This window comes from Rubrimonas sp. (genome assembly GCF_036788415.1).
Taxonomy (GTDB): domain Bacteria; phylum Pseudomonadota; class Alphaproteobacteria; order Rhodobacterales; family Rhodobacteraceae; genus Rubrimonas.
The window spans coordinates 103,711-127,801 of the sequence record NZ_DAIQNN010000001.1; the positions used below are offsets into that span (position 1 = coordinate 103,711).

The following is a 24,091-nucleotide window of genomic DNA, read 5'->3' on the forward strand; positions in this document are numbered from 1 at the left end:
GTTGGCGCCGCCGGCGCGCGCGCGATGATCGCGCCGCCCGCCAGGAGACTTCCGATGACCCGAGCCTACGCCCCGTTCCCCGCCTGCCGCCCCCGCCGCCTGCGCCAGGCGCGCTGGGCGCGCGATCTGGTCCGCGAGACCGAACTCACCGTGCGCGACCTGATCTGGCCGATCTTCGTCGTCGAGGGCGAGGACCGCGCCGAGCCGGTCGCCTCGATGCCGGGCGTCGCGCGTCTCAGCGTGGACCGCGCGGTGAAGGCGGTGGAGGAAGCCGCGAAACTCGGCATCCCCGCCATCGAGATCTTTCCCAACACCGAGGAGCGCCTCAAGACCACGTCCTGCGAGGAGGCGTGGAACCCCGACAACCTCGTCTGCCGCGCCACCCGCGCGATCAAGAAGGCGGTTCCCGAGATCGGCGTGATGCTCGACGTGGCGCTCGACCCCTACAACGCCGACGGCCATGACGGGCTGGTGCGGAACGGGCGCATCCTCAACGACGAGACGCTGGAATGCCTCGTGCGCCAGACGCTGGCGCAGGCCGAGGCGGGCGCCGACATCCTCGGGCCCTCCGACATGATGGACGGGCGCGTCGCGGCGATGCGCGGCGCGCTCGAGGGGGCGGGCTTTCACGACGTGACGATCATGTCCTACGCCGCAAAATACGCCTCCTGCTTCTTCAGCCCGTTCCGCGACGCGGTGGGCTCGGGCGGCGCGCTGAAGGGCGACAAGCAGACCTATCAGATGGACCCCGGCAACACCGACGAGGCGCTGCGCGAAACGGCGATGGACCTCGCCGAAGGCGCCGACATGGTGATGGTCAAGCCGGGGATGCCCTATCTCGACATCGTCTCCCGGGTGAAGCGCGAATTCGGGGCGCCGGTCTTCGCCTATCAGGTGTCGGGCGAATACGCGATGATCAAGGCGGCGGCGCTCAACGGCTGGCTCGACGGCGAGCGCGCGATGATGGAGAGCCTGCGCGCCTTCAAGCGCGCCGGTTGCGACGGGGTGCTGACCTATTTCGCGCCGGAGGCGGCGAGGCTGCTGCGCGGCTGAACCCCCGCCCCGGTCAGCGTTGCGCGCGCAACGCGTCGATTCTGGCGCGGCGCCGCGCAGCCGAGCGTTCGAGCATGGTCAGACCCGCCGCCGCGTCGTCGAGCGCCGTTTCCGAGGTCGCGTGCGACGCGACGTCCTCGACGATTTCGATCGCGCGCAGCGCAAGCGCCACCTGCATGCCGATCGCCAGACATGGCCGGTCGTGCGAGATCAGTTCCGATTGATGCTGGACGGACAGTGTCATGAGCGCCTTCCTGCCATGGGTGCGGCGATGCGGGACCGCTCCGTCGCGCGGAGCGTCGCTTCCCGCCGTCTGTTTGCATCGGGCTCACTTGCGGCCCATGCCGCGCGCGCGCAACCCCGCTTCGCGCATGCGTGATATTCTGCAACAGCATGGCCGCACGAGGCCCCACCAGATGTCGCGTATCGGCGCGCGCTCTACCCAAGCGGTCGCGGCTCGCCTATGGTGGTTGGGGTTGGGGCTGATCGGGGACCGGCATGCGCTGTCCGTTCTGCGGCAATGTCGACACGCAGGTGAAGGATTCGCGGCCCGCCGAGGATCACGTCGCGATCCGCCGCCGCCGCTTCTGCCCGGCCTGCGGCGGTCGCTTCACCACCTATGAGCGCGTGCAGCTGCGCGATCTGGTGGTGCTCAAGCGCTCGGGGCGGCGCGAGGATTTCGACCGCGACAAGCTCGCCCGCTCGATCCGCATCGCGCTCCAGAAACGCCCCGTCGAGCCCGAGCGCGTCGAGCAGATGATCTCAGGCATCGTGCGCAGGCTGGAGAGCACCGGCGACACCGACATCGCGTCGGAGACCATCGGCGCCATCGTGATGGAGACGCTGGCGCGCATCGACACCGTCGCCTATGTGCGCTTCGCCAGCGTCTACAAGAACTTCCAGGAGGCCGGCGATTTCGAGGAGTTCGTCGCCGAACTCCGCCCCCACGCCGCCGACCCGTCCCGCCCGCCCGAAGACTGACCCCTGCCCGGGAAGCCGCCGATGAACGCCGCGACCGCCGAGGAGGACCTCGCCCGGATGCGCGACGCGCTGGGTCTGGCGCGGCGCGGGCTCGGGACGACCTGGCCGAATCCGTCGGTCGGGTGCGTGATCGCGCGCGACGGCGCGACGCTCGGGCGCGGGGCGACCCAACCAGGCGGGCGCCCGCATGCCGAGCAGGTCGCGCTGGCGCAGGCGCGCGCGCGCTACGGCGCGGAGGCGCTGCGCGGGGCGACGGCTTGGGTCTCGCTCGAGCCCTGCGCCCATCACGGCCGCACCCCGCCCTGCGCCGACGCGCTCGCGAAATCCGGGATCGCGCGGGTCGTGTCGACCGTCGAGGACCCCGATCCGCGGGTGCGCGGCCGCGGCTTCGCGGCGCTGCGCGCTGCGGGGGTGGCGGTGGAGACGGGCATCTGCGCCGACGAGGCGCGGCGGCTGAACGAGGGGTTCCTGCTGCGGTTGGCCGAGGGGCGCCCGCATGCGACGCTGAAGCTCGCCGCGAGCCTCGACGGGCGGATCGCGCACGAGACGGGAGAGAGCCGCTGGATCACCGGGCCGCAGGCGCGCGCGCGGGTGCATCTGATGCGCGCGCGCGCCGACGCGGTGCTGATCGGCGCCGGCGCCGCGCGCGAGGACGATCCGATGCTCGACGTCCGGCTGCCGGGCCTGGAAGGCCGTCGCCCGGTGCGGGTCGTCGCCGATGGCGGGCTGAGCCTGTCGCTGATGTCGCGGCTCGCGCGCAGCGCCGGCGACGCGCCGCTCTGGCTGCTTCACCGCCCCGGCGTCGATCCCGCGCGCCGCGCGGCGCTCGCCGGCCTCGGCGCGCGCCCGGTCGAAATCGCCGCCGCGCGATCCGGCGAGATCGACATGGCGGCCGCTCTGACGTTTCTCGGCGGCGAGGGGCTGACGCGGCTGATCTGCGAGGGCGGCGGGCGGATCGCGGCGGCGCTGCTGCGCGCGGGCCTCGTCGACGAGATCGCGTGGTTCTCCGCCGGCGTCGCCATCGGCGCCGAGGGCCTGCCCGCCGTGGCGCATCTGGCGCTTCCCGACCTCGCCGCCGCGCCCCGCTTCGCGCTCGACCGCGTCGAGACGCTCGGCGAGGACGTGCTCAGCCTGTGGCGGCCCCGGACGGAAGCTTGAGCAGCCGCGCCAGCGCCGCGTCGAGCAGCGCGTCGGGCGCGCGCATCAGGCGCGGGCCGGCGGTGTAGAGCAGCGACATCTCGACGGCGCAGCCGGGATGGAGGCGGCGCAGCGCCTCGCGATAGGCGGCGAGCTGGCGCAGATAGGGCTCGGGGATCGCCTCGGGCGCGTCGGGCGGCGCGGCGTCGGTCTTGAAGTCGACGGCGCGCAGGCGCTTCGCATCCACGGCCAGCCGGTCGATCCGTCCGGCGATGCGCGCGCCGGCCAGATCGAGCGCGACGGCGATTTCGGCCAGCGCGCCGTCGGCGAAGAAGGGCGCGGCCTCCGGCGCCGCCATCGCGCGCGCCGCCTCCCCCGTCATTTCCGCGCGCTGCGCCGCGTCGGCCCAGGGGGCGCGGGCGCGCAGGAGGCGATCCGCGAGGGCCGGGCGCATCTCGGGCGGGGCGTCCGGCAGATGTTCGAGCAGGGCGTGGATCGCCTCGCCGCGCAGCCGCGCCGGCTCTGCCCCCGTTCCCGATCCGACCGTCCCCGATCCGACCGTCCCCGATCCGCCGGCGCCCGCGTCGCCCCCCAGCGCGCTCGCGGCGCGCCGGGGCGGCTCGGAGGGCGGAGGGGGCGGGGGCCTCCTCGCCCAGTTCGGAACGCGCGAGGGCGGCGCCGCTGCGTCTTCGGCGCGCCGTGGACGCTCGGTCGCGACGCCGACGTCCTCGACGCGCAGCATCCGCGCATCCTCCGGGAAACCCACAGGAGCCGCGACCTCGACCGCAGGCGCGGCGCGCATGCCGGCTTCGACGAGGCTGCGCCAGGTCTCCGCCTCGCCTTGCGCGCCGGCGCCGCAGACGATCAGCCAGTTCTGCGCCCGCGTCATCGCCACATAGAGAAGCCGCCGCGATTCCGCCCGCTCCAGCGCCTTCGCGGCCTCCTTGGCGCCTTGCAACGCATCCGGCGCCTCGCCCTCGGCGGCGGACCATGCGGGCAGCGGGCCGCCTTCCGCCTCCATCGCGACGATGGCGCGGGCGCGGCCGCCCTTGGCGCTCATCGAATCGGGCAGGATCACCACCGGCGCTTCGAGCCCTTTGGCGCCGTGCACGGTCATCACCCTGATCTCGCCTGCGGTCTTGTCGAATTCGCGCTTGATCGAGACCTCCGAGCGCGCGAGCCAGTCGAGAAACCCCTCCAGCGTCGGGATGCGGCCCTGTTCGTAGGCGAGCGCCTGGGCGAGGAACTCGTCGATCGCGTCCTCCGCCTCGACGCCGAGCCGCGCCAGCAGCCGCGCCCGCCCGCGCCCCTGCCCGGGGCCGGCGCCGAGCGCCGCTTCGAAGAACTCGTAGGGGCGCGCGAAATCGGCGTCGGCCATGGCGCGCTCGATCAGGCCGACGGCTTCCGGGTGGCGGTCGCGCGCGCCGCGCAGCGCGTCCCAGAGCCGCCCCTCGCGGCCATGCGCGAGCGCGAACAGGTCGTCCTCCGACAGCCCGCAGAGCGGCGAGCGCAGCAGCGCCGCGAGGCTGAGATCGTCCGCCGGCGTCAGCGCGACGCGGGCGAGCGCCATCAGGTCGCGCACCGCAAGCTCTTCGGCGACCTTGATCCGGTCGGCGCCCGCGACCGGCTGGCCGAGCGCCTTCAGCCGGCGCACCAGCTCCGCCGCCAGCTTGTCGCGCCGGCGCACCAGCACCATGACGTCGCCGGGCGCGACCGGGCGGCCCGCCCCGGGCAGAGGCTCGCCCTCGCGCAGCCAGCGGGCGATCTGCCCCGCGAGCAGGCCGGCGAGGCGGAGTTTCGGGTCGGTCGGCGGGGGCGCGTCGAGCGGCGCGTCCCAGGGCGGCGGGTCGTCGGGCTTCACGGGCTCGACCAGCGGCCACAGGTCGACGCGCCCCGCCAGATCGCGCTTGGCCGCGACGTGCATTGGCGCGAGCCCGTCGGCGCTCAACCCCTCGGGCGCGGCGTCGAAAGTGCGGTCCACGACGCGCAGGATCGCGGGCGCCGAGCGGAAGGAGGTGCGCAGCGTGGCCTCGGTCAGCGCGCCGCCCATGCGCGCGGCGAAGAAGCCGCGCTCGGCGCCGAAGCGGCGGGGATCGGCGCCCTGGAAGGAGTAGATCGATTGCTTCTCGTCGCCGACGACGAAGAGGGTCCGCGCTCTGCCCTCGCCCTCTCCGGCATGGGTCTCGGCGGCGAGCGCGCGGATCGTCTCCCATTGCGCGGGCGCGGTGTCCTGCGCCTCGTCCACCAGAATGTGGTCGATCCCGCCGTCGAGCTTGTAGAGCGCCCAGGCCGCCGCGTCGGCGGTCGCGAGCAGCCGCCGGGCGCCCTCGATCAGATCGTCGTAGTCGAGCGCGCCCCGCCGGCGCTTCTCGGCCTCGTAGGCGGCGAGGAAGGCGGCGCCGAACCTCCCCAGCGCTTCGGCGCGGCGTGCGGCGGCGATGGCGAGGGCGCGCGCGCGACGCGGCTCGAAGCGTTCCGACAGCGCGATCAGCAGCGGGCGGACCCATGGATGCGCCGCGTCGGCGGATTTGGTGGGAACCTTGGCCCAGTCGCGCGGCGCACCTGCGCCCACCTGCAGCGCCTTTGCGAGCGCCGCGCCCAGCGCCTCCGCCTCGGCGCCGGCGTCGCGGAGGGCGAACGCCTCGCAGAGCGGCGCGCCGATCCAGCGATCATTGCGCGATCCCGCGGCGAGGAGCGCCGCCGCCCGCCGCAGCGCCGCGATATCGAGCCCGTCGAACAGCCCCGCCATCGGGTCCGGGTCGTCGAGATCGGCTTCGGCGAGCCCGAAGGACGCGGCGATGCGGGCGCGATCGGGCGGGGCGCGGAACAGGGCGCGGCGCGACAGGATTTCGCCGATCAGCGCGTCCATCCCCTCCTCGGCCAGATGCGCCGCCGCCGCGTCGAAAGCGCCGTCCGCGCCCGCTTCCGCCGCCTCGGCGAGGCGGTCGCGGGCCTGCATCGCCAGATCGTCCGCCGCCGCCTCGTCGAGGACCGCGAAGTCGGGCGAGACGCCCGCCTCCAGCGGAAAGCGCCGCAGCGCCGCGTCGCAGAAGGCGTGGATGGTCTGGATGCGCAGGCCCCCCGGCGTCTCCAGCGCCTTGGCGAAGAGGCGGCGCGCCTGCGCCAGATCGGCGCCTTTGGGCGCCGCGCCGCCGGTCAGGACGGCGAGCGCTTCGCGCAGATCGGCCTCCTCCATCAGCGCCCAGCGGCCCAGCATGGCGGTCAGACGGTCCGACATCTCGGCGGCGGCGGCGCGGGTGTAGGTGAGGCAGAGGATGCGCGCGGGGTCGGCGCCGGCCAGCATCAGCCGCGCCACCCGCTCGGTCAGCACGCGCGTCTTGCCGGAGCCGGCGTTGGCCGAGACCCATGCGCTGGTCGCGGGGTCGGCGGCGCGGCGCTGCTGCCTCGATGCGTCGGCGAGGACCGCGGCGAGGTCGGGATCGGCGGTCATCGGTCCTCTCCGTCGCGCCATTCGCCGAGCCGGGAGAGGTGGTCGTAATCGCCGGCGTGCTTGAGCATCAGCGGGCGGGCGCGCGGCTGATAGGCGGTCTTGGGGTCGTCATAGGCGTCGATCAGGCGCATCAGCCCGGTCCACGCCTCGGCGGCGAGCGCCGCCGGATCGTCCTTCACGCGCGTCTCGCCGCCCGCGCCCTTGCCGCCGCCGATCGAGAGATGGGCGAGGCGGGCGACCGGGGCGGGGTCGAGCCCCTCGAAGCCCCCGGCCTCGGCGATGGCGGCCTCGAGCGGCATCTGCTTGGCGAACTGCGCGATCTGGGCGTCGGTCGGGATCGCGCCGGTCTTGTAGTCGTAGAGCGCGAGCCGCCCGTCGCCGAGCAGGTCGATCCGGTCGGCGCGGGCCGTGAGGGCGAAGCGGCGCGCGGCGTCCTCGCGCAGGCCGGTGCGTTCGACGGCGAGGATGCGGCCCTCGGCGGCGCGCGCGCCCTCCTCGCGCAGGAACAGCGGCGCGAGGCGGGCGATGCGCGCGCGCCAGAGCCTGCGCAGCGCGGGCGGCGCGGCCTCGTCGCGCAGCGCCTCCGCGACGGCCTGCGTCAGCGCCGCCTCGGGCGGGGCGCCCGCCATCCGCACCTCGCCGAAGCGGGCGAAAGCGGCGTGCAGGGCGACGCCGCGGTCGCGCGCGTCGAGGCGGCGGCCCACCGGGTCGAGCGGCTTCAGCCCCAGAACCTTGCGCGCGTAGATCGCGTAAGGGTCGCGGATCAGCGTCTCGACCTGCGTCGCCGACAGTTGGCGGGGGCGCGCGGCGACCGGCGGGTGCGGGCGCGGGCGAGGTTCGGGGGCGGGCGGGCCGTCGGGCCGCTCCAGCGCGTCGATGGGGGCGAGCAGCGCCGCGCCGCGCGCGCGCATCCCGTCGAGCGCGTCGGGCGCGGCGCCCCCCAGCAGCGTCGTCAGCCTCTGAAGGAAGCGCGAGGGCGTCGCCGGCGCGCCGCCTTCTCGGAGCGCCCGGCTTAGGATGACGTCGGGCGCGCAGGCGCCTTGCAGGAAGTCGTGCGCGGCGAGCCCGACCGAGCGTTCCGGCGGCGGCAGGCCGAGGCGCGCGCGCATCGGGCGGCTCAGCCATGGGTCGGGCGCAGGCGACGCCGGCCACGCGCCTTCGTTCAGCCCGCCGAGCAGGATCAGATCGGCGCTCTGGGTCCGCGCCTCGAGCGGCCCCCAGATGGCGATGCGCGGATCGGGCAGATAGGCCTCCTCGCGCGCCTCGCCGGTCAGGCAGGCGGCGAACAGGGCGGGATAATCGGCGGCGGGGCAGGGGCCGAACAGCTCCGCCGCCTCGGCGAAGCCCTGCGCCGCCGCGCGCGTCGCCTCGCCGGCCTCGCGCGCCCAGAGCTCGGGGCCGGCCAGCGCCTCGGCGAGGGCGAGGTGCAGGGCGGCGCGGTCGGCCAGCGCCTCGGGCGCGTCCGCCCCCAGCCGCTCCAGCGCGTCGAAGACCGGGTCGAGCGCCTCGGCGCCGACCTCGCGCGCGGCGGCGCGGCAGGCGGCGGCGCTGTCGAGGCCCGGGCGCGCGCGCAGCGCCTTCAGCTCGAAGCGGCGCGCGGCGCGCAGATGCGCCCGGCGGCCCTCGCCCGCGGCGGCGAGCGGGTGCTTCAGAAGCGCCAGCAGGCTCACCGCGTCGAAGGGCGCGCAGGCGCAGTCGGCCAGCAGCTTGAGAAACATCGCCGGCGGCGTCAGCGCCAGCGGGCGGCCGCCGCTGTCGTCGGGGCGCAGGCCCCAACGCGCGAGCGCCGCCGTGACGCGCCGCGACAGCGCCCGGTCGGGCGTGATCAGCGCGACGCGTCGGCCCGGCGCCTCCAGCGCGCGCCGGATCGCGAGCGCGAGCGCCAGCGCTTCGCGGCGCGGGTCCGCCGCCTCGATCAGCGTGAGGCCCTGCGTCGCGGCCTCGGCCTCGGCGGCGAGGGCGGGGCGGGCGTCGAGCCAGCCGTCGGTCGCGGGCGCCGGGCGCAGCGCCTGACCGAGCAGCCGGCGGCGCGGCGCGGTCGCCGGATCCGGCGCGACCCAGGGCGCGGGGTCGGACGGGCCGAGGCCGAGCGCCTCGATCAGCCGGCGGATGCCGGCGTAAGGGTGCTGCTCGTCGATCCCGTCCCAGCTGTCGGCGGCGATGTCTGGGTCGTAGCCGGGCAGCACCACCGCGCCCTGCGGCGCCCGCGCGATCGCCTGCAGCAGCAGCGCCGTCGTTCCCACCGACCCGGTCGACCCGGCGGCGATCATCGGGGCCGCGGGCGGCGCTTCGGCCCAGCGCGCGACGAGGGCCAGCACGGCGCGTCGCCGCCGCGCCTCGGGGTCGAGCGCGCCGTCCTCCTGCTGCGCGAGGATCGCCGGCCAGTGCGCGCGCACGATCTCCAGAAAGGCGAGCGTCGCGTCCCAATGCGCGGCGTGCTCGGGGGGCGCGGCGCCCGCCAGCGCGTCGAGCCCCACCCCTTCGCGGTCGGTCTCGTCGATCAGCTTCGCCAGCGCCTCGGCGAGCGCCGGCGCGGCGATGCGGGGCGCGAAATCGGGGCGCGCGTCGAGCCACGCCCGCACCAGCCGCGTCAGCGCGAGCAGCCGGCGCGGGCGGGCGACCGGGGGCGGCAGGTCGACGGCGTCCGCCCCGTCGCCGATCTCGTCGAGCGCGCGAAGGCGGGGCAGGACGCAGGCACCCGCGCCCTCGGCAAGCCCCTGCGCCTCGAAGGCGGCGGCGACGGCGCGCGCAGCGCGGCGGGTGTTGAGGGTGAGCGAAACCTCCGCGAGCGCGAGCGGCGGCAGTCCCGCAAGCCGCGCGCGCAGGCCGCGCGCCAGAGCGTCGGCGAAGTCCGCGCCGGGGGCGACGTAGAACAGCCGCGGGCCCGGGCACTCGAACGGCAGGGTCACGCCGCCCCCGCGAGCGCCGCATCCGCCGCCGCGAGCCCTTCGGGCGTTCCGACGTCCACCCAGCCGCCGCGATGGACGACGGCGAACAGCCGCCCGCGCGCAAGGAGCCGGTCCCAGATCAGGTTCATCGAGAACGCCCCCTCCGGCGCGCCCGCGAAGGCCGCCGGCGCCATGATCTGCGCCCCTGTGTAGACGAGGGGCGCCTGCGCGGCCTCGCCCCGCCGCGCCGGGCGCCCGTCGGCCCCGAGGCTGAAATCGCCGGGGCGGCCGTAGGCGATCGCGCTCGCGCGCGGGACGAGCGACAGCAGCGCGTCCATCCGGTCGGGCGCCCAGCAGGCGGCGAGCGCGGGCAGCGGGGCGGGGCCAGTCCAGATCGCGTCGGAATTGACGGTGAAGAACGGGTCGGGGCCGAGCAGAGGGAGCGCCGCCGCAGCCCCGCCGCCGGTGTCGAGAATGTCGGGCCGCTCCTCGCTGAAGGCGATCTCGGGGGCGGCGCGATCGGCGAGGTGGGCGCGGATCGCGTCGCCGAGATGGTGCAGGTTCACCACGGCGCGCGCCACCCCGGCGGCGGCGCAGGCGTCGAGCGCATGGTCGATCAATGCCCGCCCGCCGACGCGCAGGAGCGGTTTCGGCGTGGTCAGCGTCAGCGGGCGCATCCGCGTCCCGAAGCCGGCCGCCAGCACGAAGGCCGCTTTCGGGTCGCTCATGCGGTCGGCGCGCCGCGTCCGGCCGCGGCGGCGACGCGGGCGAGGCGCTGCGGCGTCGGCTCGGGCAGATGGCGCGCGACGAAGGCCGCCAGCGCCTGCAAGTCGGGGTGGGTCAGATCGCGCGACAGATGCGCCCAGACGCGCGGGATCAGCGCCAGATAGCCGGGCTTGCCGTCGCGCAGGGCCAGCCGGGCGAAAATGCCGACGATCTTGAGGTTGCGCTGCGCCGCCAGCGCCGCCGCCTGCGCCGCGAAGGCTTCGGCGTCGAAGCCCGGGTCGCGCGCTTTCAGCGCTCCGGCGAAGCGGGCGGCCATCGCCATGCGCAGGTCGGGCGAGACGTCGCGGCGCGCATCTTCGAGCAACGAGATCAGGTCGTAGGCCGGCGCGCCGCGCAGCGCGTCCTGATGGTCGAGCAGCCCCACGCGCGCGAGGCCGCGCCGGTCGGGCAGCCAGATCAGGTTGTCGGCGTGATAGTCGCGCAGAGCGAGGGTCGAGCGGGCTTCCGCCGCCGCGGCGCAGGCGGCGGTCAGCTTCGCGTCGAATTCGGCCAGCGCGTCGGGCGAGAGCCCCACCTCGGCCCCCGCGGCCCACCAATCGGTCGCAAGGCGGGCCTCGCGCAACAGCGTCGCCGCGTCGTAGGGCGGGACGGCGTGGGCGCAGCCATGGCCGATGGCGGTCTCGGGCGGCGGGATCGCGGCGAGGGCTGCGAGCAGGTCGACGGCGGCCTCGTAGAGCGGCGCTTCGGCGGCGGGGTCGGCGGCGCAGACCCGCGAGACCAACGCGTCGCCGAAGTCCTCAAGCAGCAGAAAGCCGGCTTCGGCGTCGGCGGCGAGGATGTCCGGCGCGCTGAAGCCCTGCGCGCGCAGCCATCCGGTCAGCGCAGCGAAGGGGCGCACGTCCTCGCCTGCGGCGGGGTCGGCGTCCATGAGCACCGCGCCTGCGTCGCCCGGCCCGCCGGTCAGCCGCAGATAGCGCCGGGCGGAGGCGTCGCCGGCCAGCGGCGCCAGCCGCGCGCCGCCCCATCCGGTCGCGCGCAGGAAGCCGCGCAAGGCGTCGGCGCGCGTCTCGGCGCAGGCGGCGGCGTCGCGGCTCATCGCGTCCCCTCGATGGCGGCCAGCGCGGCGCTCCAGCCGTCGCCCTCGGTCCGCACGGCCAGCAGCCGGCCCTCGCCGCCATCGGGGAAGCCGAGCCGCAGGCGCAGCGCCCGGCGCGGCGCGAGAGGGCCGAGCCGGTCCGGCCATTCGATCAGGCAGACGCCCGTCTCGAGCGCCTCAGCGAGGCCGAGCTCCGCGGCCTCGGAGGGGTCGCTCAGCCGGTAGAGGTCGGCGTGCCAGAGCGCGGCCTCGGGCGTCTCGTAGCACTGGACCAGCGTGTAGGTCGGCGAGGGGATGTCCTCCAGCCGGCCGCAATCGGCCAGGCGCGCGGCGATCGCGGCGCGCGCCAGCGCCGATTTGCCGGCGCCGAGCGGGCCTTCGAGCAGCACCGCGTCTCCCGGCCGCAGGGCGCGCCCCAACGCGGCGCCGAGCCGGTCGGTGGCCGCCGCATCGGGCAGCAGGCGCGCCGCCGCGTCGGCGGCGGCGAAGGGGGAGGGGTCGGCGCCCATGCGCGAGCAATACAGGCTGGCGGATGCGTCGAAAAGGGCGGCTCAGGCTTTCCCTGCGCCGGTGCGCCGGCGGCAGGCGCCGATCTCGTGCGGCGGGCCGGACAGGTCCGGCGGACGGCGGACGGGGCGCTGCGGGTCGTGCGTCGAGATCAGTTCGGACATGTGCTCGACCCCCTCCAGAAGCAGCCCCGCCGCGCGCTCGACCGCTTCGAGATACTCCGCCTGCTGCGGCGAAAGCGGCCCTGCGCGGCCCGAGTGCAGCATCTGCGCGAAGCCGAAGATCGCGTTGAGCGGCGTGCGCAGCCGGTGCGAGAGCTGGTCGACCAGCGCGTCGCGCATCGCCGCCGCCGCCTCCAGCGCCTCGGCGCGCTCGCGCAGGGCGGCGGCGACGCGCACGCCGTCGGTCACGTCGGTGAAGGCGGCGAGCGTCGAGCCGTCGGGCATCGGCGCCACCCGCGCGTCGAGGGTGCGCCCGTCCGCCAGATCGACCCGCCCGCGCCAGACCGACCGCCCGCCCCCGCCCGACACCGCGTCGCGGATGCGGCGCCACAACGTCGCGGCGGCGTCGCCGCCGCGCGCGCAGGCTTCGGCGAAGTCGGCGACATGGGGGGGCAGGCTGGCGGCGGGGTCGGGGCCGAACGGGGCGTCGAGGCCCCAGATCGCGCGGCAGGCGGGATTGGCGATGCGGGTCTGGCCGTCCGAGCCGAAGACCACCACGCCCTCGCCCAGCATGTCGAGCGTGGCGCGCCGCACCTCGACCGCCGTCGAGCGCCAGCGCTGCAGCGCCATCGATTCGGTGAAGTCCTCGAACATGAAGGCGATGCCGCCGAGCGGGTGGGGTCGGCCCACCACATGCACGCCGCGCCCGTCGGGCAGCTCCCAGACGTCTTCGTAGCGCGCATGCGCGGGATCGTCGAACAGGGTGAAGAGCGCGGCCCGCCAGGCGGGATAGTCGGCCTGCTCGGGCAGCCGCCGCGCCTCGCGCAGCCGGTCGAGCGTCTCGCGCAGGCTGGGGCGGTTGGCGAGCCATTCCGGCTTGGCCCCGAAGATCTCGGCCATCGCGGGATTGTGCAGGATCAGTCGGCGGTTGGCGTCGTAGATCGCGAGGCCGACCCGCAGATGCGCGAAGGTTTCCGCGACGGTGTCGGCGTAGATGCGCAGAGAGCCGTCCGGGCCGGCGGGGGCGGGCGGCGCGCGTCCGACGAAGGCCGCGCCCGGCGCGCCGGGGATCCGGACGGGCTCGGCCGGCGCTTCGGGCTGCGGCGTCGCTTCGGCGGCGGCGTTGCGCCAGTGCGGCGCGCCGGCTTCGTCCTCGCGCCAGACCGGGACCGGGACCCGGTCGAGCGCCGCGCGCAGCAGGGCGACCTCGCCCTCGGCGCGCAGCTGCGCGGCGCGCGCGCGTTCGAGCGCCTCGCACTCGTCGTGGACGTCGCGGATCAGCAGAACGCAGAGAGGTCCGCTCGGCGCGCCCTCGACGTCGTAGTTGCGCCCGTCCGACAGGCGGACCCTGCGCCGGAACGGCTCGCCCCGCTCCGCCAGGCGGCGGAGGCGCTCGGCGAGCGCGTGCTCGGGTTCCTCGCTCAGCTTGCGGTCCTGCGCCGCGAAGGCTTCGAGCAGCGACGACAGCGGCGCGCCGGGATCGGCGACCGGACCGAGCAGCCGCCGCGCGCCCCGGGTGGAGTGCCGGATGCGCTGCGGGTCGAACCAGAGGGCGGGCGCGTCGGGCGGCGTCGCAAGACGCATGTTCGGGGCGAGCGCGCCGAGCAGCCGTTCGATCAGCTTGCCGGGCGAGACCGAGCTCGCGTCGAAGCGGAGCGCCGTCCCGCGACCGTTCGGCGAGAGCCGGATCACGGCTCGCTTCCGATATCGTCCGAATCGGCCTGGCCCATGGCGGGCGCTCCGCTGCGAATCACATCATGGTTACAGGGTTACCACCGCAGGTAGAGTTAAGCCAGAGACTACCCCAGCGAGTTGAAGCGCGGATTGGGGCCGAGCGCTTCGCGGGTCTGGCCGCGTCGGGCGACGATGGCGTCGCGCGGCCAGATCGCGGCGATCAGCGCCCCGGTCGGCGCCGGCGCGTCCGGCGCCTCCGCTTCGGATCCGACGGCCTCGCGAGGGGCGCCGTTGGTGAAGACGATGCGGGCGCCGGTCCGTTCGAGCAGCGTCTTGGCGATGAACAGACCGAGCCCCATCCCCTGATACTCGCCGTCGCGTTGGACCCGGCGCCCGCGCCCGCGGGTCGTGACGTAGGGATCGCCGAGCTGGGCCAGCACTTCGGGCTTGAAGCCCGGACCATCGTCGGCGACCGTGATCCGCAGCGTCGCCGCCTTTTCGCGCACGTCGATCCAGATCGCGCTCTCGGCGAAGTCGACGGCGTTCTGGATCAGGTTGCGCAGGCCCTGGATGATCTCGGGCCGGCGCGCGATGCTGGGCTGCGCGTCGCCCGCCTCCTCGACGCTCATCCCGTTGATGCGGATCGCGACATGCTTGCCTCGCCCGCGATGCGGCCGCGCCGCCTCCTCGATCACCGCCGAGACCGGCGCGAGCCGGACATGGCTGTCGGAGCGCCCGCCCTCCGAAAGGTCGCGCAGGATCTCGCGGCAGCGGTCTGCCTGCGCGCGCAGCAGCGCCAGATCCTCGGCGTGCTCGGGATGGTCGCGCAGGTCGCGCGCGAGCTCGCCCGAAATCAGCTTGATGGTGGCCAGCGGCGTCCCGAGCTCGTGCGCCGCAGCCGCCGCCAGCGCGCCGATCGCGGTCAGACGCTGCTCGCGCGACAGCGCCAGCTGCGCCGCGGCCAGCGCCTCGGCCATCCGCGCCGCCTCGATGCCGATTCGGCGGGTGTAGATCGCCATGAACACGATGCCGACCGACAGCGCGATCCACAGCCCCAGCAGATAGAGGTCCGGCGGGCGCAGCACGGTTCCGTCGGCGAAGGCGAGCGGGCGGTGGGCGGCGAGCATCACCGTCGCCAGCCCCAGCGCCGCCGAAGCGAGAATCATCGTCGAGCGCAGCGTCAGCACCGAGGCGGCGATGGTGACCGGCGCCAGCAGCAGCACGGCGAAGGGGTTGGTGAGCCCGCCGGTCAGCGCCATCAGCGCCGAGACCTGCCCCAGATCGAACAGCAGCGACAGCATCGCGTCGCTTTCGCCGAGGCGCTTGTTGGGCGGGTAGAGCCGCCACAGCGCGAGGTTGAGCGCGACCGAGGCGGCGATCGCCAGAAAGCACAGGTCGAGCGGCAGCGACAGGCCGAAGCCGTGCGTGGCGACCAGCACGGCGGCGCTCTGGCCGCCGACGGCGATCCAGCGCAGCGTCATCAGCGTGCGCAGCCGGACCCGGTTCGAGCGCTGCTCGGCGTCGGGCGCGGGCGCCAGCGCGGCGCGGTGGTCGAGCGGCTGGTTCATGCGCGCGAGTATCGCGCGGCGGGCCGCTCCGCGCCAGCGCGGCGCGCGGCGATCGCGGCCTGCGGCCCGCCGTCGCATCCCGGTCGCCGCGCCCGACCGCCATGTGCAGCGCATCCGCTCGGGAGACGCCGATGAACCGCCGATTCCTCCTCGTGGCCCTCGGCCTCGCGCTGGTCGCCGCCGCCGCCTTGCGGTTTCTGGACGGCGGCGTCCCGGGCGGCGACCCGGTCGCCGCGCGGCTGGCCGCCTGCCGGGGCGAGAGCGGGGGCGTCGTCGGGGCCGCCATCGGCGGCGACTTCGCGCTGACCGATCACACCGGCGCGCCGATGACAGCCGCCGAGCTGATCGACCGGCCGACGCTGATCTATTTCGGCTACACTTTCTGTCCCGATTTCTGCCCGACCGACGTCGCGAACATGGCCGCCGCCGCCGACCTGCTCGCCGAGCGCGGCGTGGCGGTGCGCACCGCCTTCGTCAGCGTCGACCCGGCGCGCGACACGGTCGAGGTCGTGCGCGGCTTCGTCGAGAACCACCACCCCGAGATGATCGGCCTGACCGGCGACCCCGAGGCGGTGGCGCAGGCGGCGCGCGCCTGGCGGGTCTATTACGCGAAGGCCGACGACGACCCCGAATTCTACATCATGGATCACTCGACCTTCACCTATCTGATGGCCCCGGGCCGCGGGCTGATCGACTTCTTCCGTCACGGAACCGATCCGGAGGAGATCGCGGCGCGCGTCCAGTGCGTCGCCGAGGCGCTGCGCTGAGGCCGATCGGGCGGGCCTGAAGCGCCGGCGCCGCGCCGCATTTGAAACCTCGCATGCGACCGACTAGCGTCGCTTCGACGGGGGATGGGCGAGAGGCGGATGGAGCGCGGTTTCCTGCAGTTCGTGTGGCGCAATTCATGGCGCGCGCAGCTGTGGGTGCTGGCGATCACCGTCGCGGTGTTTCCGCTGCTCTACGCCTCGCTGGAGGTTCCCAAGATCATCGTCAACGACGCCATCGGCGGCGGCGACGGCCCGCGATCGCTGTTCGGGTTCGAGCTCGACCGGCGGGCCTATCTGCTGGCGCTGTGCGGCGTGCTGCTCGCGCTGTTCGCCGCCGTCAACGGCCTGAAGTGGACGCTCAACGTCGCGATGGGCCGGACCGGCGAGCGGATGCTGCGGCGGATGCGGTTCCGGCTGTTCGAGCATGTCATGCGCTTTCCGATGGCGCGGTTCCGCAGCGCGCGGCAGGGCGAGCTCGTGCAGTCGATGATGGGCGAAATCGAGCCGATCGGCATGTTCATCGGCGAGGCGCTGGCGACGCCGGTGTTTCAGGGCGGGATGCTGCTCGTCTTCGCCGGCTTCATCTTCGCGCAGGACCCGTGGCTGGGGCTGGCGGCGACCGGGCTGATCCCGCTCCAGGCCTGGCTGATCCCGAAGCTGCAGGCCCGGGTCATCCGCCTCAACCGCGAGCGCGCGCAAGGGGCGCGCAAGGTGGCCGACTTCATCGGCGAGAGCGTCGGCGCCATCGCGGCGATCCAGACCGACGGGGCGGCGCGCTGGCGGCTCGCGCAGCTGTCGGCGCAGCTGCACCGGCAGGGCGTCATCCGGCTGGCGCTGTTCAAGCGCAAATACGCCATCAAGTCGCTCAACAACGTGCTCAACCAGCTGCCGCCCTTCTTCTTCTACGCGGTCGGCGGCTGGCAGGTGATCGAGGGGCGGCTCGATCTCGGGGCGCTGGTGGCGGCGCTGTCGGCGCAGTCGCAGATGGCCGCGCCATGGAAGGCGCTGCTCGTCTATGTGCAGAACTGGACCGATTTCGCCGCGCGCTACGGCTTCGTCGTCGAGGGTTTCGTCAGCGGCGAACTTATGGGTCAGGCGCGCCTATATGGCGGCGCGGCGCCGGAGCCGCTGGAGGGGCCGCTGCGCCTCGAAATTTCTGATGCCGGCCCGGGGGGCGGGGGGCTGCGGGTCCCGCCGGTCGAGATCGCGCCGGGGGCGCTCGTCGCTCTGCTCGGCGGACGCGACGGCGCGCGGCAGGCGCTGTTGCGCATCGCAGCGGGGCTCGACGCGCCGGCTGCGGGGGCGGCGACGCTGGGCGGGCGGGCGACGGCGACGGCGCATCTGCCCGATCTGGGGGCCGCGATCGGGCATCTGCCCGCCGAGCCCTATGTTCTCGACGCCTCGATCCGCGACAACCTCGCGGCCGGGCTCTGGCGCCTGCCGCCGCCGCCGCCCCCCGGGGCGGACTGGCCCGCCATCGCCGCCGAGACGCGGCTGACGGGCGATCCGCGCGCCGATCCGCCGGGCGACTGGGCCGATTACGCCGCCGCGGGCTTCGCCGACGCCGAGGCCTTCGACGCGGCGGCGCTCGCGCTGGTCGAGGCGGCGGGGCTCGGCGCGGAGTTGCGCGCGCTCGCGCTCGACAGCCCCGTCGATCCCGAACTGGCGGCGAGGATCGGCGATCTCGCGGCGCAGGCGCGCGCGGCGCTGGCGCAAGGCGCGGAGGCGGCGCTGCTCGACGATCTGGTCGAGCCGTGGCGGCGCGACGCGCTCAACCGCAACGCCACGCTGATCGAGAACCTCGCTTTCGGCGCCTTCGCGGAAGGGCGCGCCGATCCCGACGCGATGCTCGCCCGCCCCGAATTGCGCGCGGCGCTGCGCGCGAGCGGAGCCGAAGGGGCGCTCGTCGAGATCGGCGAGGCGGTCGCCGCCGAGTTCCGCGCGCTGGTCGAGGCGGTGGGCGGCGATTCCCCGGTCTTCGACAGCCTGCGCGGCTATTCGCGCGACGCGATCCTCGCCGCAGCCGAGATGGCGGGGCAGGCGCCGGCCCCGTGGCGCGCCGGGGCGCGCAAGCGGCTGATGATCGCGCTCGCGGCGCGCTTCACGCCTGCGCGCGATCAGATGGACGTGCTGTCGCCGGAGCGCGAAGCGCGGCTGCTGGCGCTGCGCGGGCCGGTTTCGGCGGCGCTGGCGGGCGCGCCGGGCTTCGCGCCTTTCGACGGCGTCGCGCTCAACCCGGGGCTGACGCTGATCGAGAACGTGCTGCGCGGCGCGTTGCGCTACGAGCGGCGCGGCGCGGCGCGGCGGCTGTCGGGCGCCGTCGAGGCGGCCTTCGCCGCGGCGGGCGGCGCCGACGCGCTGCTGCGCCTCGGCCTGCAGGCGCGCGCGGGCCGCGACGGCGGTCGCCTCTCGCCCGCGGCGCGCCGGCGCGTCGGGCTGTTGCGCGCGCTGCTCAAGCGGCCGCGGCTTCTCGCGGTGGAGCCGGAACTGTCGGCCGATCTGGTCGCGCTCGCCCGCAGCGCCGCGCCGCAGGCGATCCTGCTCGTCGCGGCCGAGGAAGTCTTTCCCGAGCCACCCCCCGATGTCATCCTGCGCTTCGAGGACGGCGTCGCGTCCGTTGCGCGGGGAGACGAGGGGTGAAACTGGAGGAAAGCGTCGCCGTGCTGCGCGACAGCCCGCTGTTCCGCCGGATCGACGACCGGCGGCTGCGCCTGATCGCTCTGTCCGGAGAAATGCTGCGCTTTCGCGACGGCGAGACGCTGTTCGATCGCGGCGAGGAGGGCGATTCCGCCTTCGTGGTCCTGAGCGGCGCCGCGGAAGTCACGCTGCCCGCCCTCGAAGGCGCGCGCGTCGTCGCCACGCTCGGGCGGGGCGAGCTGTTCGGCGAGATCGCCGCGCTGTGCGACCGGCCGCGCACGGCGGGGGTGCGGGCGCGGGGCGAACTGGTCGCGTTGCGGCTGCCGAGCGCGGCGCTGCGTCGGCTTCTCGCGGAGTTCGACGATCTGACGCTGCAGTTGATCGCGGTGATGGCCGCGCGGCTCGACGCCGCGAACGCCCGGCTGGTCGCGGAAGGGTCGGCGCCGCAGCGCTGAGCCGATCAGATGTCGGCGCCGGCCGGCCGGCGCAGGCGGGGCAGAAAGGCGGGCGTGCGGGCGCGCCATTCCGCGTAGCCGGGCCGGCCCGCCGACAGGCGCTCCTCGAGCATCGGGGCGCCGGAGACCCGCGTCAGCAACAGCGTCAGCAGAAGCGGCGAGACGATGGTCCAGAGCGCGCCGGCCTCCGCCGCGATCAGCCAGACGCCCCACCAGAAAACCATCTCGCCCAGATAGTTGGGATAGCGCACATGGGCCCGAAGCCCGGTCGCGCACACCGTTCCCGACCCGTGCGCGGCCTTGTGCGCGTCGAGCTGCGCGTCGGCGACGCTCTCGAGCGCCAGCCCGGCGATCGCGACGACGGCCCCGAAGGTCCCGAGCGCGCCGAGCGCGACGGCGCCGCCCTCGGCCCAGGACGCGGCGGAAACTGCGGCGAGGGCGGCGAAATTGGCGATCCATTGCAGCAGCGCCTGCAGCAGAAACACGACGAACAGGCTCTTCCACCAGAAACCCGGGTTCCAGGCGGCGCGCAGCGCCGTGTAGCGCGGATCCTCGCCGGGATGGCGGCGGCGGCGGCGCAGCATCAGCCACAACAGCCGCCCGGCCCAGAGCCCGAGCAGCGCGAGCGTCAGCAACGCCCGCGCGTCTGTCGGCGCGCCCGCCTGCGCCCAGATCAGCGCCGCGCCGGCGAAAAAGCCCGGTCCCCACCACAGATCGACCACGCTGGCGTCGGCGCGCCGAAGACTCAGCCCCCACAACGCCGCCATCGCGAGCGCGCCGAGCAGGAGCGCCGGGAGCGCCAGCGCAGGCAGTGACAAGGACGAGAGCACCATTCGAACCTCGATTCGCAGCCGCTCCGCGCGACCTGCCGCGCAGATAGTCGCCCGCCGTCGCTTCTCCAGCGGATGGCGCGCGCGCGGAGCTGACTCGCGGCGCTTTGCAACCTCCGCTTGCGCGGAAAGGAAAAAAAAATCCTTGGCGGGCATCAAAAGAAGCGCCGACGAATCGCGTCGTATGGCGTAATGTGACCACCAGAGGCAGCCCGACCAGGATGACAGCGCGACCGGTCGCGGTTAAGAGAGACGCAAGAGCTCAGAGCGCAGGCGAGCATGGCGATGGCCGACACCGTCGGGTTGCGGGGATATGATTCGTATCGGGTGACGCTCGGCGACGAAATGCGCGGCGAGCGCGCGTCGCTTGGCAAATCCCTGCTCGACGTTCAGCGCGACCTGCGAATTCGCGCCGCCCACATCGACGCCATCGAGAATTGCGACCCCGACGGCATTCCCTACAAGGGCTTCGTCAGCGGCTATGTCCGCGCCTATGCGCGCTATCTCGGCATGGACGAGGACGTGGTTCTCGAGCGCTTCTGCGCCGAGTCCGGTTTCGCCCCCTCCGCCGCCGCGCCGTCCGGGCGCCGCGCGACCGGCGCGAAGGCGCCGGGGACGGTCGCAGGGCGGCGCGACGATTTGGACGCGGTGATCGCCGGCTCGCGGCTCGCCGCGGCGTCGCGGGCCGAGAGCATGAGCGTCGATTTCGGCTCGACGCTGCGCGGTCTGGGCTCGCTCGCCGTGCTCGCGGCCCTGATCGGCGGGCTCGGCTATGGCGGCTGGGCGCTCTTGCAGAACATCCAGCGAGTCGATTTCGCGCCGATTTCGCAACCGCCTGCGGCGCTCGCCGAGGCGCCGGATCTCGGCGGGGCGCGGATCGCGCAGGCGGGGCTCGCGCGCGGAGGAGTTGGAGCGGCGCCCGCCATCGACGCCGAGGCGCTGGCGCGGCTCTACGCCGATCAGGAGCGCGACCCGCCCCGGCTGGCCTTGCGCGACGGTCCGATCGCGGCGCTCGACCCCGCCCGCGCCGGCGTCTATGCGCCGCCGCCCGAGGTGGAGGCAACTGCGGAGGCCGATGTCGAGAGCGACGCCCAACCCGACGCGGCGGCGCTCGCTGCGGATGCTGAGGTCGTCGCCGGCGCGCCCGAGGCGGAGATCGTCGCGGCGGAGGCCGGACTTTCGCCCGAGACGCGCGGCCTGTCGCTCGTCTTCGCCGAGGAGGCGTGGGTGCGCGTCCGAGACGCCTCCGGCGCCGTGCTTCATGAAGGGCTGATGCCGGCCGGGCAGGCCTGGCGGGCGCCCGTCCGCACCGAGGGCCTGACCTTGCGCGCGGGCAATGCAGGGGGCGTGTTCGTCGAGATCGACGGCGTGCGCTTCGGCCCGGTCGGCCGCTCCGGCGCGGTCGTCTCCAACCTCTCGCTGGCGCCGGAGGCGGTGAAGGCGGCCTTCGCGCCGGTCCCGCGCGGCCCGTCCGCCGGCGGCCCCGTCCGCAGCGCGAGCGCCGTCGCCCAATAGCGCCCTGCGCCCCATCGCATCATCGACGGGCGGCCTTCGCTGCGATATCTCCTGAGGCGCAATCAGCCTGAGGGGCGCGAGATGAGCATTCGTCCGTGGCGCGACATCCATCGCCGCAAGAGCCGCAAGATCATGGTCGGCAAGGTTGCGGTCGGCGGCGACGCGCCGATCACCGTGCAGACGATGACCAACACGCTGACCCATGACGCGAAAGCCACCATCGCGCAGGTGCTCGCCTGCGCCGAGGCCGGCGCCGACATCGTCCGCGTCTCCTGCCCTGACCGCGAGTCGACGGCGGCGCTGGCGGAGATCGTGCGCGAAAGTCCGGTCCCGATCGTCGCGGACATCCATTTCCACTACAAGCGCGCCATCGAGGCGGCCGAGGCGGGCGCCGCCTGCCTGCGGATCAACCCCGGCAACATCGGCGACGCGGCCCGCGTGCGCGAGGTCATCAAGGCCGCCCGCGACCATGGCTGCTCGATGCGCATCGGGGTGAACGCCGGCAGCCTCGAGCAGCACCTGCTCGACAAATACGCCGAGCCCTGCCCCGAGGCGATGGTCGAAAGCGCGCTGGAGCACGCCAAAATCCTGCAGGACAACGACTTTCACGAATTCAAGATCAGCGTGAAGGCCTCCGACGTGTTCCTGACCGCCGCCGCCTATCAGGCGCTCGCGGATGCGTGCGACCACCCGCTGCATCTGGGGGTGACCGAGTCGGGCAGCCTGAACGCCGGCACGGTGAAATCCGCGATCGGGCTGGGCAATCTGTTGTGGATGGGCGTGGGCGACACGATCCGCGTCTCGCTGTCGGCGGACCCCGTCGAAGAGGTGCGCGTCGGCTTCGAAATCCTGAAGTCGCTCGGCCTGCGCCATCGCGGCGTCAACATCATCTCCTGCCCCTCCTGCGCGCGGCAGGGCTTCGACGTGATCCGCACCGTCGAGATCCTCGAGAAGCGGCTCGAGCATGTGAAGACGCCGATGAGCCTGTCGATCATCGGCTGCGTCGTGAACGGGCCGGGCGAGGCGCTGATGACCGATGTCGGCTTCACGGGCGGCGGCGCGGGGGCGGGGATGGTCTATCTGGCGGGCAAGCAGGCCCACAAGATGACCAACGCTCAGATGATCGACCACATCGTCGAACTCGTCGAGAAGCGCGCCGAGCAGATCGAGTCGGGCGCCGTCGCGCCGCATGGGCACGGCGAAGCGCCCCGCACGCAGGCGGCGGAGTAGGCGTGGTCAAGCTCCTGCTCTGGGCGCTCGCGCTGCTGGCGGCGGCGACCGCCGCCGGCGCGATCTGGTTCCGGGCCGCGCCGGACGACGTCGCGATCTGGCATGTCGACCCGCTGGCCGGCATGTCCACTGGCAAGCCGAACGAGGCGCGCGTCGCGCCTGCGGGCGCGTCGGGCGATCTGGAGAGCCCGGTCTTCGAGATGGCGCCGGCGGAGTTGATGGCGCGGCTGGATGCGGTCGCGCTGGCCGAGCCGCGGGCGCGCCGGCTCGCAGGCGACCCGGCGGAGGGCTTCGCGACCTATGTCCAGCGCAGCGCGCTGATGGGGTTCCCCGACTATGTGTCGGTGCGCGCGGTGGACCTCGGCGAGGGGCGTTCGGCGCTCGCGATCTGGTCGCGCTCGCGCTACGGCCACAGCGATCTCGGCGTCAACCGCGCGCGGCTGGAGCGGTGGATGGCGGCTTTGCCGTGAAGCCCGGAGGCGCGCCCCGCGCCTGACCGCGACGCGCTCAGCGCAGCCGCGCGAGCGCGGTCGCGACTGTCTCCATCGACGTCGCGCGCTTGGCCGTTTCGGCGGCGGCGTCGGCGCAATCGCGGCGGGTGCGGGTGGCGTCGTCGGCGCAGTCGAGCGTGCGCATCAGCACGCCGTGCTCGCGGGCGACCGCGTCCTTGTAGCGCTCGAACTTGCCGGCGCGCTGCATCGCCTCCACCGCGTTCGCCACATCCGCGCAGGTCACGCCCTGGCCGCGCAACGCCTCGCCGAGCGCCGCGGGGCGCTGCGACGCCGCGCAGAGCTTCCAGAGCAGATCGGCCTGCACCAGCGGAAACAGCCGCATCACCGTGCGGTAGCGCGGCGCGAGGGCGGCGTAGCCCCAGGCGACGGCGTCGGGCTCCCAGAAGGCGTAGCTCGCGGCGAAGCCCATGGGGTCGATGGCGCGCGGCGGGCTCGCGGGCGGCGGCATGTACCAGCGCGGGCTGTCGGGGACGCGGGTTCCCGCCGGCACGAAGGCGAGCGCGCGGGCGGCGCCCGCGTCGAGCGTCCCGTCGTCGGCGAGCGGGACCAGCGCGACTTCCAGCCCCGCGCCGCGCGGGCGGATGCGCAGGAAGACCCGCCCGCCCTCGACCGGCACTTCCGCCTCGGCGACGTCGCCGGCGCGCGTGGCGCGGAATTCGCGGACCGCGCCGTCGACGTCGGTGAAGCGGCCGCGCAGCGCGTCGCCGCCGCCGTCGATGCGCATGCGCATGCCGTCGGCGGCGCCGAGGCCGCGCCAGTCGCCTGCGAATTGCGCCAGCGCCGCCGCGGGGGCCAGCAGCGCGCCGATGAGGAGCGCGCGAACCGCCCCGGCGGCGCGGCGCCGGAGGCTCGTGGTGGAGGGCGCCTCGCGCCTGGGCTGCGTCATCGATCCGGGTCCGCCTG

The 24,091-nt window shown here is 74.7% G+C and carries 19 protein-coding genes; 9 read left to right on the forward strand and 10 right to left on the reverse strand.

Translation table 11 applies throughout. From position 1 onward, the window contains the following. Positions 1-54: 54 nt before the first annotated feature. Positions 55-1,053, forward strand: a complete 999-nt coding sequence (gene hemB / locus V7Q31_RS00495; RefSeq protein WP_333831696.1) for a porphobilinogen synthase — start codon at positions 55-57, stop codon at positions 1,051-1,053. A 13-nt stretch (positions 1,054-1,066) separates the two neighbouring features. Here hemB and V7Q31_RS00500 read toward each other — a convergent pair whose 3' ends face one another. Then, a complete protein-coding gene (locus tag V7Q31_RS00500) occupies positions 1,067-1,297 on the reverse strand; it encodes a hypothetical protein (protein ID WP_333831697.1) in 231 nt (76 codons plus the stop codon). Between the two features lie 254 nt (positions 1,298-1,551). Here V7Q31_RS00500 and nrdR point away from each other — a divergent pair, with 254 nt between their 5' ends. Further along, complete coding sequence (gene nrdR, locus V7Q31_RS00505; RefSeq protein WP_333831698.1) at positions 1,552-2,034, forward strand: transcriptional regulator NrdR; 483 nt, start codon at positions 1,552-1,554, stop codon at positions 2,032-2,034. 21 nt (positions 2,035-2,055) lie between these two features. Further along, positions 2,056-3,192, forward strand: a complete 1,137-nt coding sequence (gene ribD / locus V7Q31_RS00510) for a bifunctional diaminohydroxyphosphoribosylaminopyrimidine deaminase/5-amino-6-(5-phosphoribosylamino)uracil reductase RibD (protein ID WP_333831699.1) — start codon at positions 2,056-2,058, stop codon at positions 3,190-3,192. Here the strand turns inward: ribD and addA are convergent. The 7 genes from addA to regB all read right to left on the reverse strand — a co-directional run bounded on the left by addA (position 3,161) and on the right by regB (position 15,242). Further along, positions 3,161-6,622, reverse strand: coding sequence for a double-strand break repair helicase AddA (gene addA / locus V7Q31_RS00515; RefSeq protein WP_333831700.1), 3,462 nt, complete (start codon positions 6,620-6,622; stop codon positions 3,161-3,163). The two genes, ribD and addA, sit on opposite strands and share 32 nt — an antisense overlap. After that, positions 6,619-9,531 (reverse strand): PD-(D/E)XK nuclease family protein, encoded by a 2,913-nt coding sequence (locus V7Q31_RS00520; protein ID WP_333831701.1) that lies wholly within the window; start codon positions 9,529-9,531, stop codon positions 6,619-6,621. The genes addA and V7Q31_RS00520 overlap by 4 nt, the downstream gene beginning before the upstream one ends. Continuing rightward, positions 9,528-10,238, reverse strand: a complete 711-nt coding sequence (locus V7Q31_RS00525) for a nucleotidyltransferase family protein (RefSeq protein ID WP_333831702.1) — start codon at positions 10,236-10,238, stop codon at positions 9,528-9,530. The genes V7Q31_RS00520 and V7Q31_RS00525 overlap by 4 nt, the downstream gene beginning before the upstream one ends. Next, complete coding sequence (locus tag V7Q31_RS00530; protein ID WP_333831703.1) at positions 10,235-11,332, reverse strand: aminoglycoside phosphotransferase family protein; 1,098 nt, start codon at positions 11,330-11,332, stop codon at positions 10,235-10,237. The genes V7Q31_RS00525 and V7Q31_RS00530 overlap by 4 nt, the downstream gene beginning before the upstream one ends. Beyond that, the gene (gene tsaE / locus V7Q31_RS00535; protein ID WP_333831704.1) at positions 11,329-11,841 is read right to left on the reverse strand and encodes a tRNA (adenosine(37)-N6)-threonylcarbamoyltransferase complex ATPase subunit type 1 TsaE; all 513 of its coding nucleotides are present in this window, start codon (positions 11,839-11,841) and stop codon (positions 11,329-11,331) included. The genes V7Q31_RS00530 and tsaE overlap by 4 nt, the downstream gene beginning before the upstream one ends. 42 nt (positions 11,842-11,883) lie before the next feature. Beyond that, entirely contained in the window at positions 11,884-13,692 is a 1,809-nt protein-coding gene (locus V7Q31_RS00540) for a PAS-domain containing protein (protein WP_333831705.1), read from the reverse strand. A gap of 107 nt (positions 13,693-13,799) precedes the next feature. Beyond that, a complete protein-coding gene (regB, locus tag V7Q31_RS00545; RefSeq protein ID WP_333831706.1) occupies positions 13,800-15,242 on the reverse strand; it encodes a sensor histidine kinase RegB in 1,443 nt (480 codons plus the stop codon). Between the two features lie 131 nt (positions 15,243-15,373). Here regB and V7Q31_RS00550 point away from each other — a divergent pair, with 131 nt between their 5' ends. From V7Q31_RS00550 to V7Q31_RS00560, 3 genes are all read left to right on the forward strand, one after another. Then, positions 15,374-16,009: an SCO family protein gene (locus V7Q31_RS00550; protein WP_333831707.1), complete on the forward strand. Its 636-nt coding sequence runs from the start codon at positions 15,374-15,376 to the stop codon at positions 16,007-16,009. Positions 16,010-16,108: 99 nt separating this feature from the next. Continuing rightward, positions 16,109-18,649 carry an ABC transporter transmembrane domain-containing protein gene (locus V7Q31_RS00555; protein ID WP_333831708.1) on the forward strand — a complete coding sequence of 847 codons (2,541 nt, stop codon included), beginning with the start codon at positions 16,109-16,111 and terminating at the stop codon, positions 18,647-18,649. Further along, the gene (locus V7Q31_RS00560) at positions 18,646-19,101 is read left to right on the forward strand and encodes a cyclic nucleotide-binding domain-containing protein (RefSeq protein ID WP_333831709.1); all 456 of its coding nucleotides are present in this window, start codon (positions 18,646-18,648) and stop codon (positions 19,099-19,101) included. Before V7Q31_RS00555 ends, V7Q31_RS00560 begins: the two co-directional genes overlap by 4 nt. Positions 19,102-19,106: 5 nt before the next feature. Here V7Q31_RS00560 and V7Q31_RS00565 read toward each other — a convergent pair whose 3' ends face one another. Further along, a complete protein-coding gene (locus tag V7Q31_RS00565) occupies positions 19,107-19,934 on the reverse strand; it encodes a DUF1295 domain-containing protein (RefSeq protein WP_333831710.1) in 828 nt (275 codons plus the stop codon). A 282-nt stretch (positions 19,935-20,216) separates the two neighbouring features. Here V7Q31_RS00565 and V7Q31_RS00570 point away from each other — a divergent pair, with 282 nt between their 5' ends. From V7Q31_RS00570 to V7Q31_RS00580, 3 genes are all read left to right on the forward strand, one after another. Beyond that, a complete protein-coding gene (locus V7Q31_RS00570; protein ID WP_333831711.1) occupies positions 20,217-21,446 on the forward strand; it encodes a RodZ domain-containing protein in 1,230 nt (409 codons plus the stop codon). An 81-nt stretch (positions 21,447-21,527) separates the two neighbouring features. Next, entirely contained in the window at positions 21,528-22,676 is a 1,149-nt protein-coding gene (gene ispG / locus V7Q31_RS00575) for a flavodoxin-dependent (E)-4-hydroxy-3-methylbut-2-enyl-diphosphate synthase (RefSeq protein WP_333831712.1), read from the forward strand. A 2-nt stretch (positions 22,677-22,678) separates the two neighbouring features. Then, on the forward strand, positions 22,679-23,146 hold the full coding sequence (locus V7Q31_RS00580; protein ID WP_333831713.1) for a DUF1499 domain-containing protein: 468 nt from the start codon (positions 22,679-22,681) through the stop codon (positions 23,144-23,146). Positions 23,147-23,183: 37 nt separating this feature from the next. Here the strand turns inward: V7Q31_RS00580 and V7Q31_RS00585 are convergent, their stop codons facing one another. Beyond that, positions 23,184-24,074 carry a hypothetical protein gene (locus V7Q31_RS00585; protein WP_333831714.1) on the reverse strand — a complete coding sequence of 297 codons (891 nt, stop codon included), beginning with the start codon at positions 24,072-24,074 and terminating at the stop codon, positions 23,184-23,186. Positions 24,075-24,091 lie beyond the last annotated feature (17 nt).

Coding starts and splice junctions, on each gene's coding strand:
- V7Q31_RS00585 (WP_333831714.1), bottom strand. CDS start 24,074: ATGACGCAGCCCAGGCGCGAGGCGCCCTCCACCACGAGCCTCCGGCGC.
- hemB (WP_333831696.1), top strand. CDS start 55: ATGACCCGAGCCTACGCCCCGTTCCCCGCCTGCCGCCCCCGCCGCCTG.
- V7Q31_RS00555 (WP_333831708.1), top strand. CDS start 16,109: ATGGAGCGCGGTTTCCTGCAGTTCGTGTGGCGCAATTCATGGCGCGCG.
- regB (WP_333831706.1), bottom strand. CDS start 15,242: ATGAACCAGCCGCTCGACCACCGCGCCGCGCTGGCGCCCGCGCCCGAC.
- ribD (WP_333831699.1), top strand. CDS start 2,056: ATGAACGCCGCGACCGCCGAGGAGGACCTCGCCCGGATGCGCGACGCG.
- ispG (WP_333831712.1), top strand. CDS start 21,528: ATGAGCATTCGTCCGTGGCGCGACATCCATCGCCGCAAGAGCCGCAAG.
- V7Q31_RS00530 (WP_333831703.1), bottom strand. CDS start 11,332: ATGAGCCGCGACGCCGCCGCCTGCGCCGAGACGCGCGCCGACGCCTTG.
- V7Q31_RS00525 (WP_333831702.1), bottom strand. CDS start 10,238: ATGAGCGACCCGAAAGCGGCCTTCGTGCTGGCGGCCGGCTTCGGGACG.
- V7Q31_RS00570 (WP_333831711.1), top strand. CDS start 20,217: ATGGCCGACACCGTCGGGTTGCGGGGATATGATTCGTATCGGGTGACG.
- tsaE (WP_333831704.1), bottom strand. CDS start 11,841: ATGGGCGCCGACCCCTCCCCCTTCGCCGCCGCCGACGCGGCGGCGCGC.
- nrdR (WP_333831698.1), top strand. CDS start 1,552: ATGCGCTGTCCGTTCTGCGGCAATGTCGACACGCAGGTGAAGGATTCG.
- V7Q31_RS00565 (WP_333831710.1), bottom strand. CDS start 19,934: ATGGTGCTCTCGTCCTTGTCACTGCCTGCGCTGGCGCTCCCGGCGCTC.
- V7Q31_RS00500 (WP_333831697.1), bottom strand. CDS start 1,297: ATGACACTGTCCGTCCAGCATCAATCGGAACTGATCTCGCACGACCGG.
- addA (WP_333831700.1), bottom strand. CDS start 6,622: ATGACCGCCGATCCCGACCTCGCCGCGGTCCTCGCCGACGCATCGAGG.
- V7Q31_RS00550 (WP_333831707.1), top strand. CDS start 15,374: ATGAACCGCCGATTCCTCCTCGTGGCCCTCGGCCTCGCGCTGGTCGCC.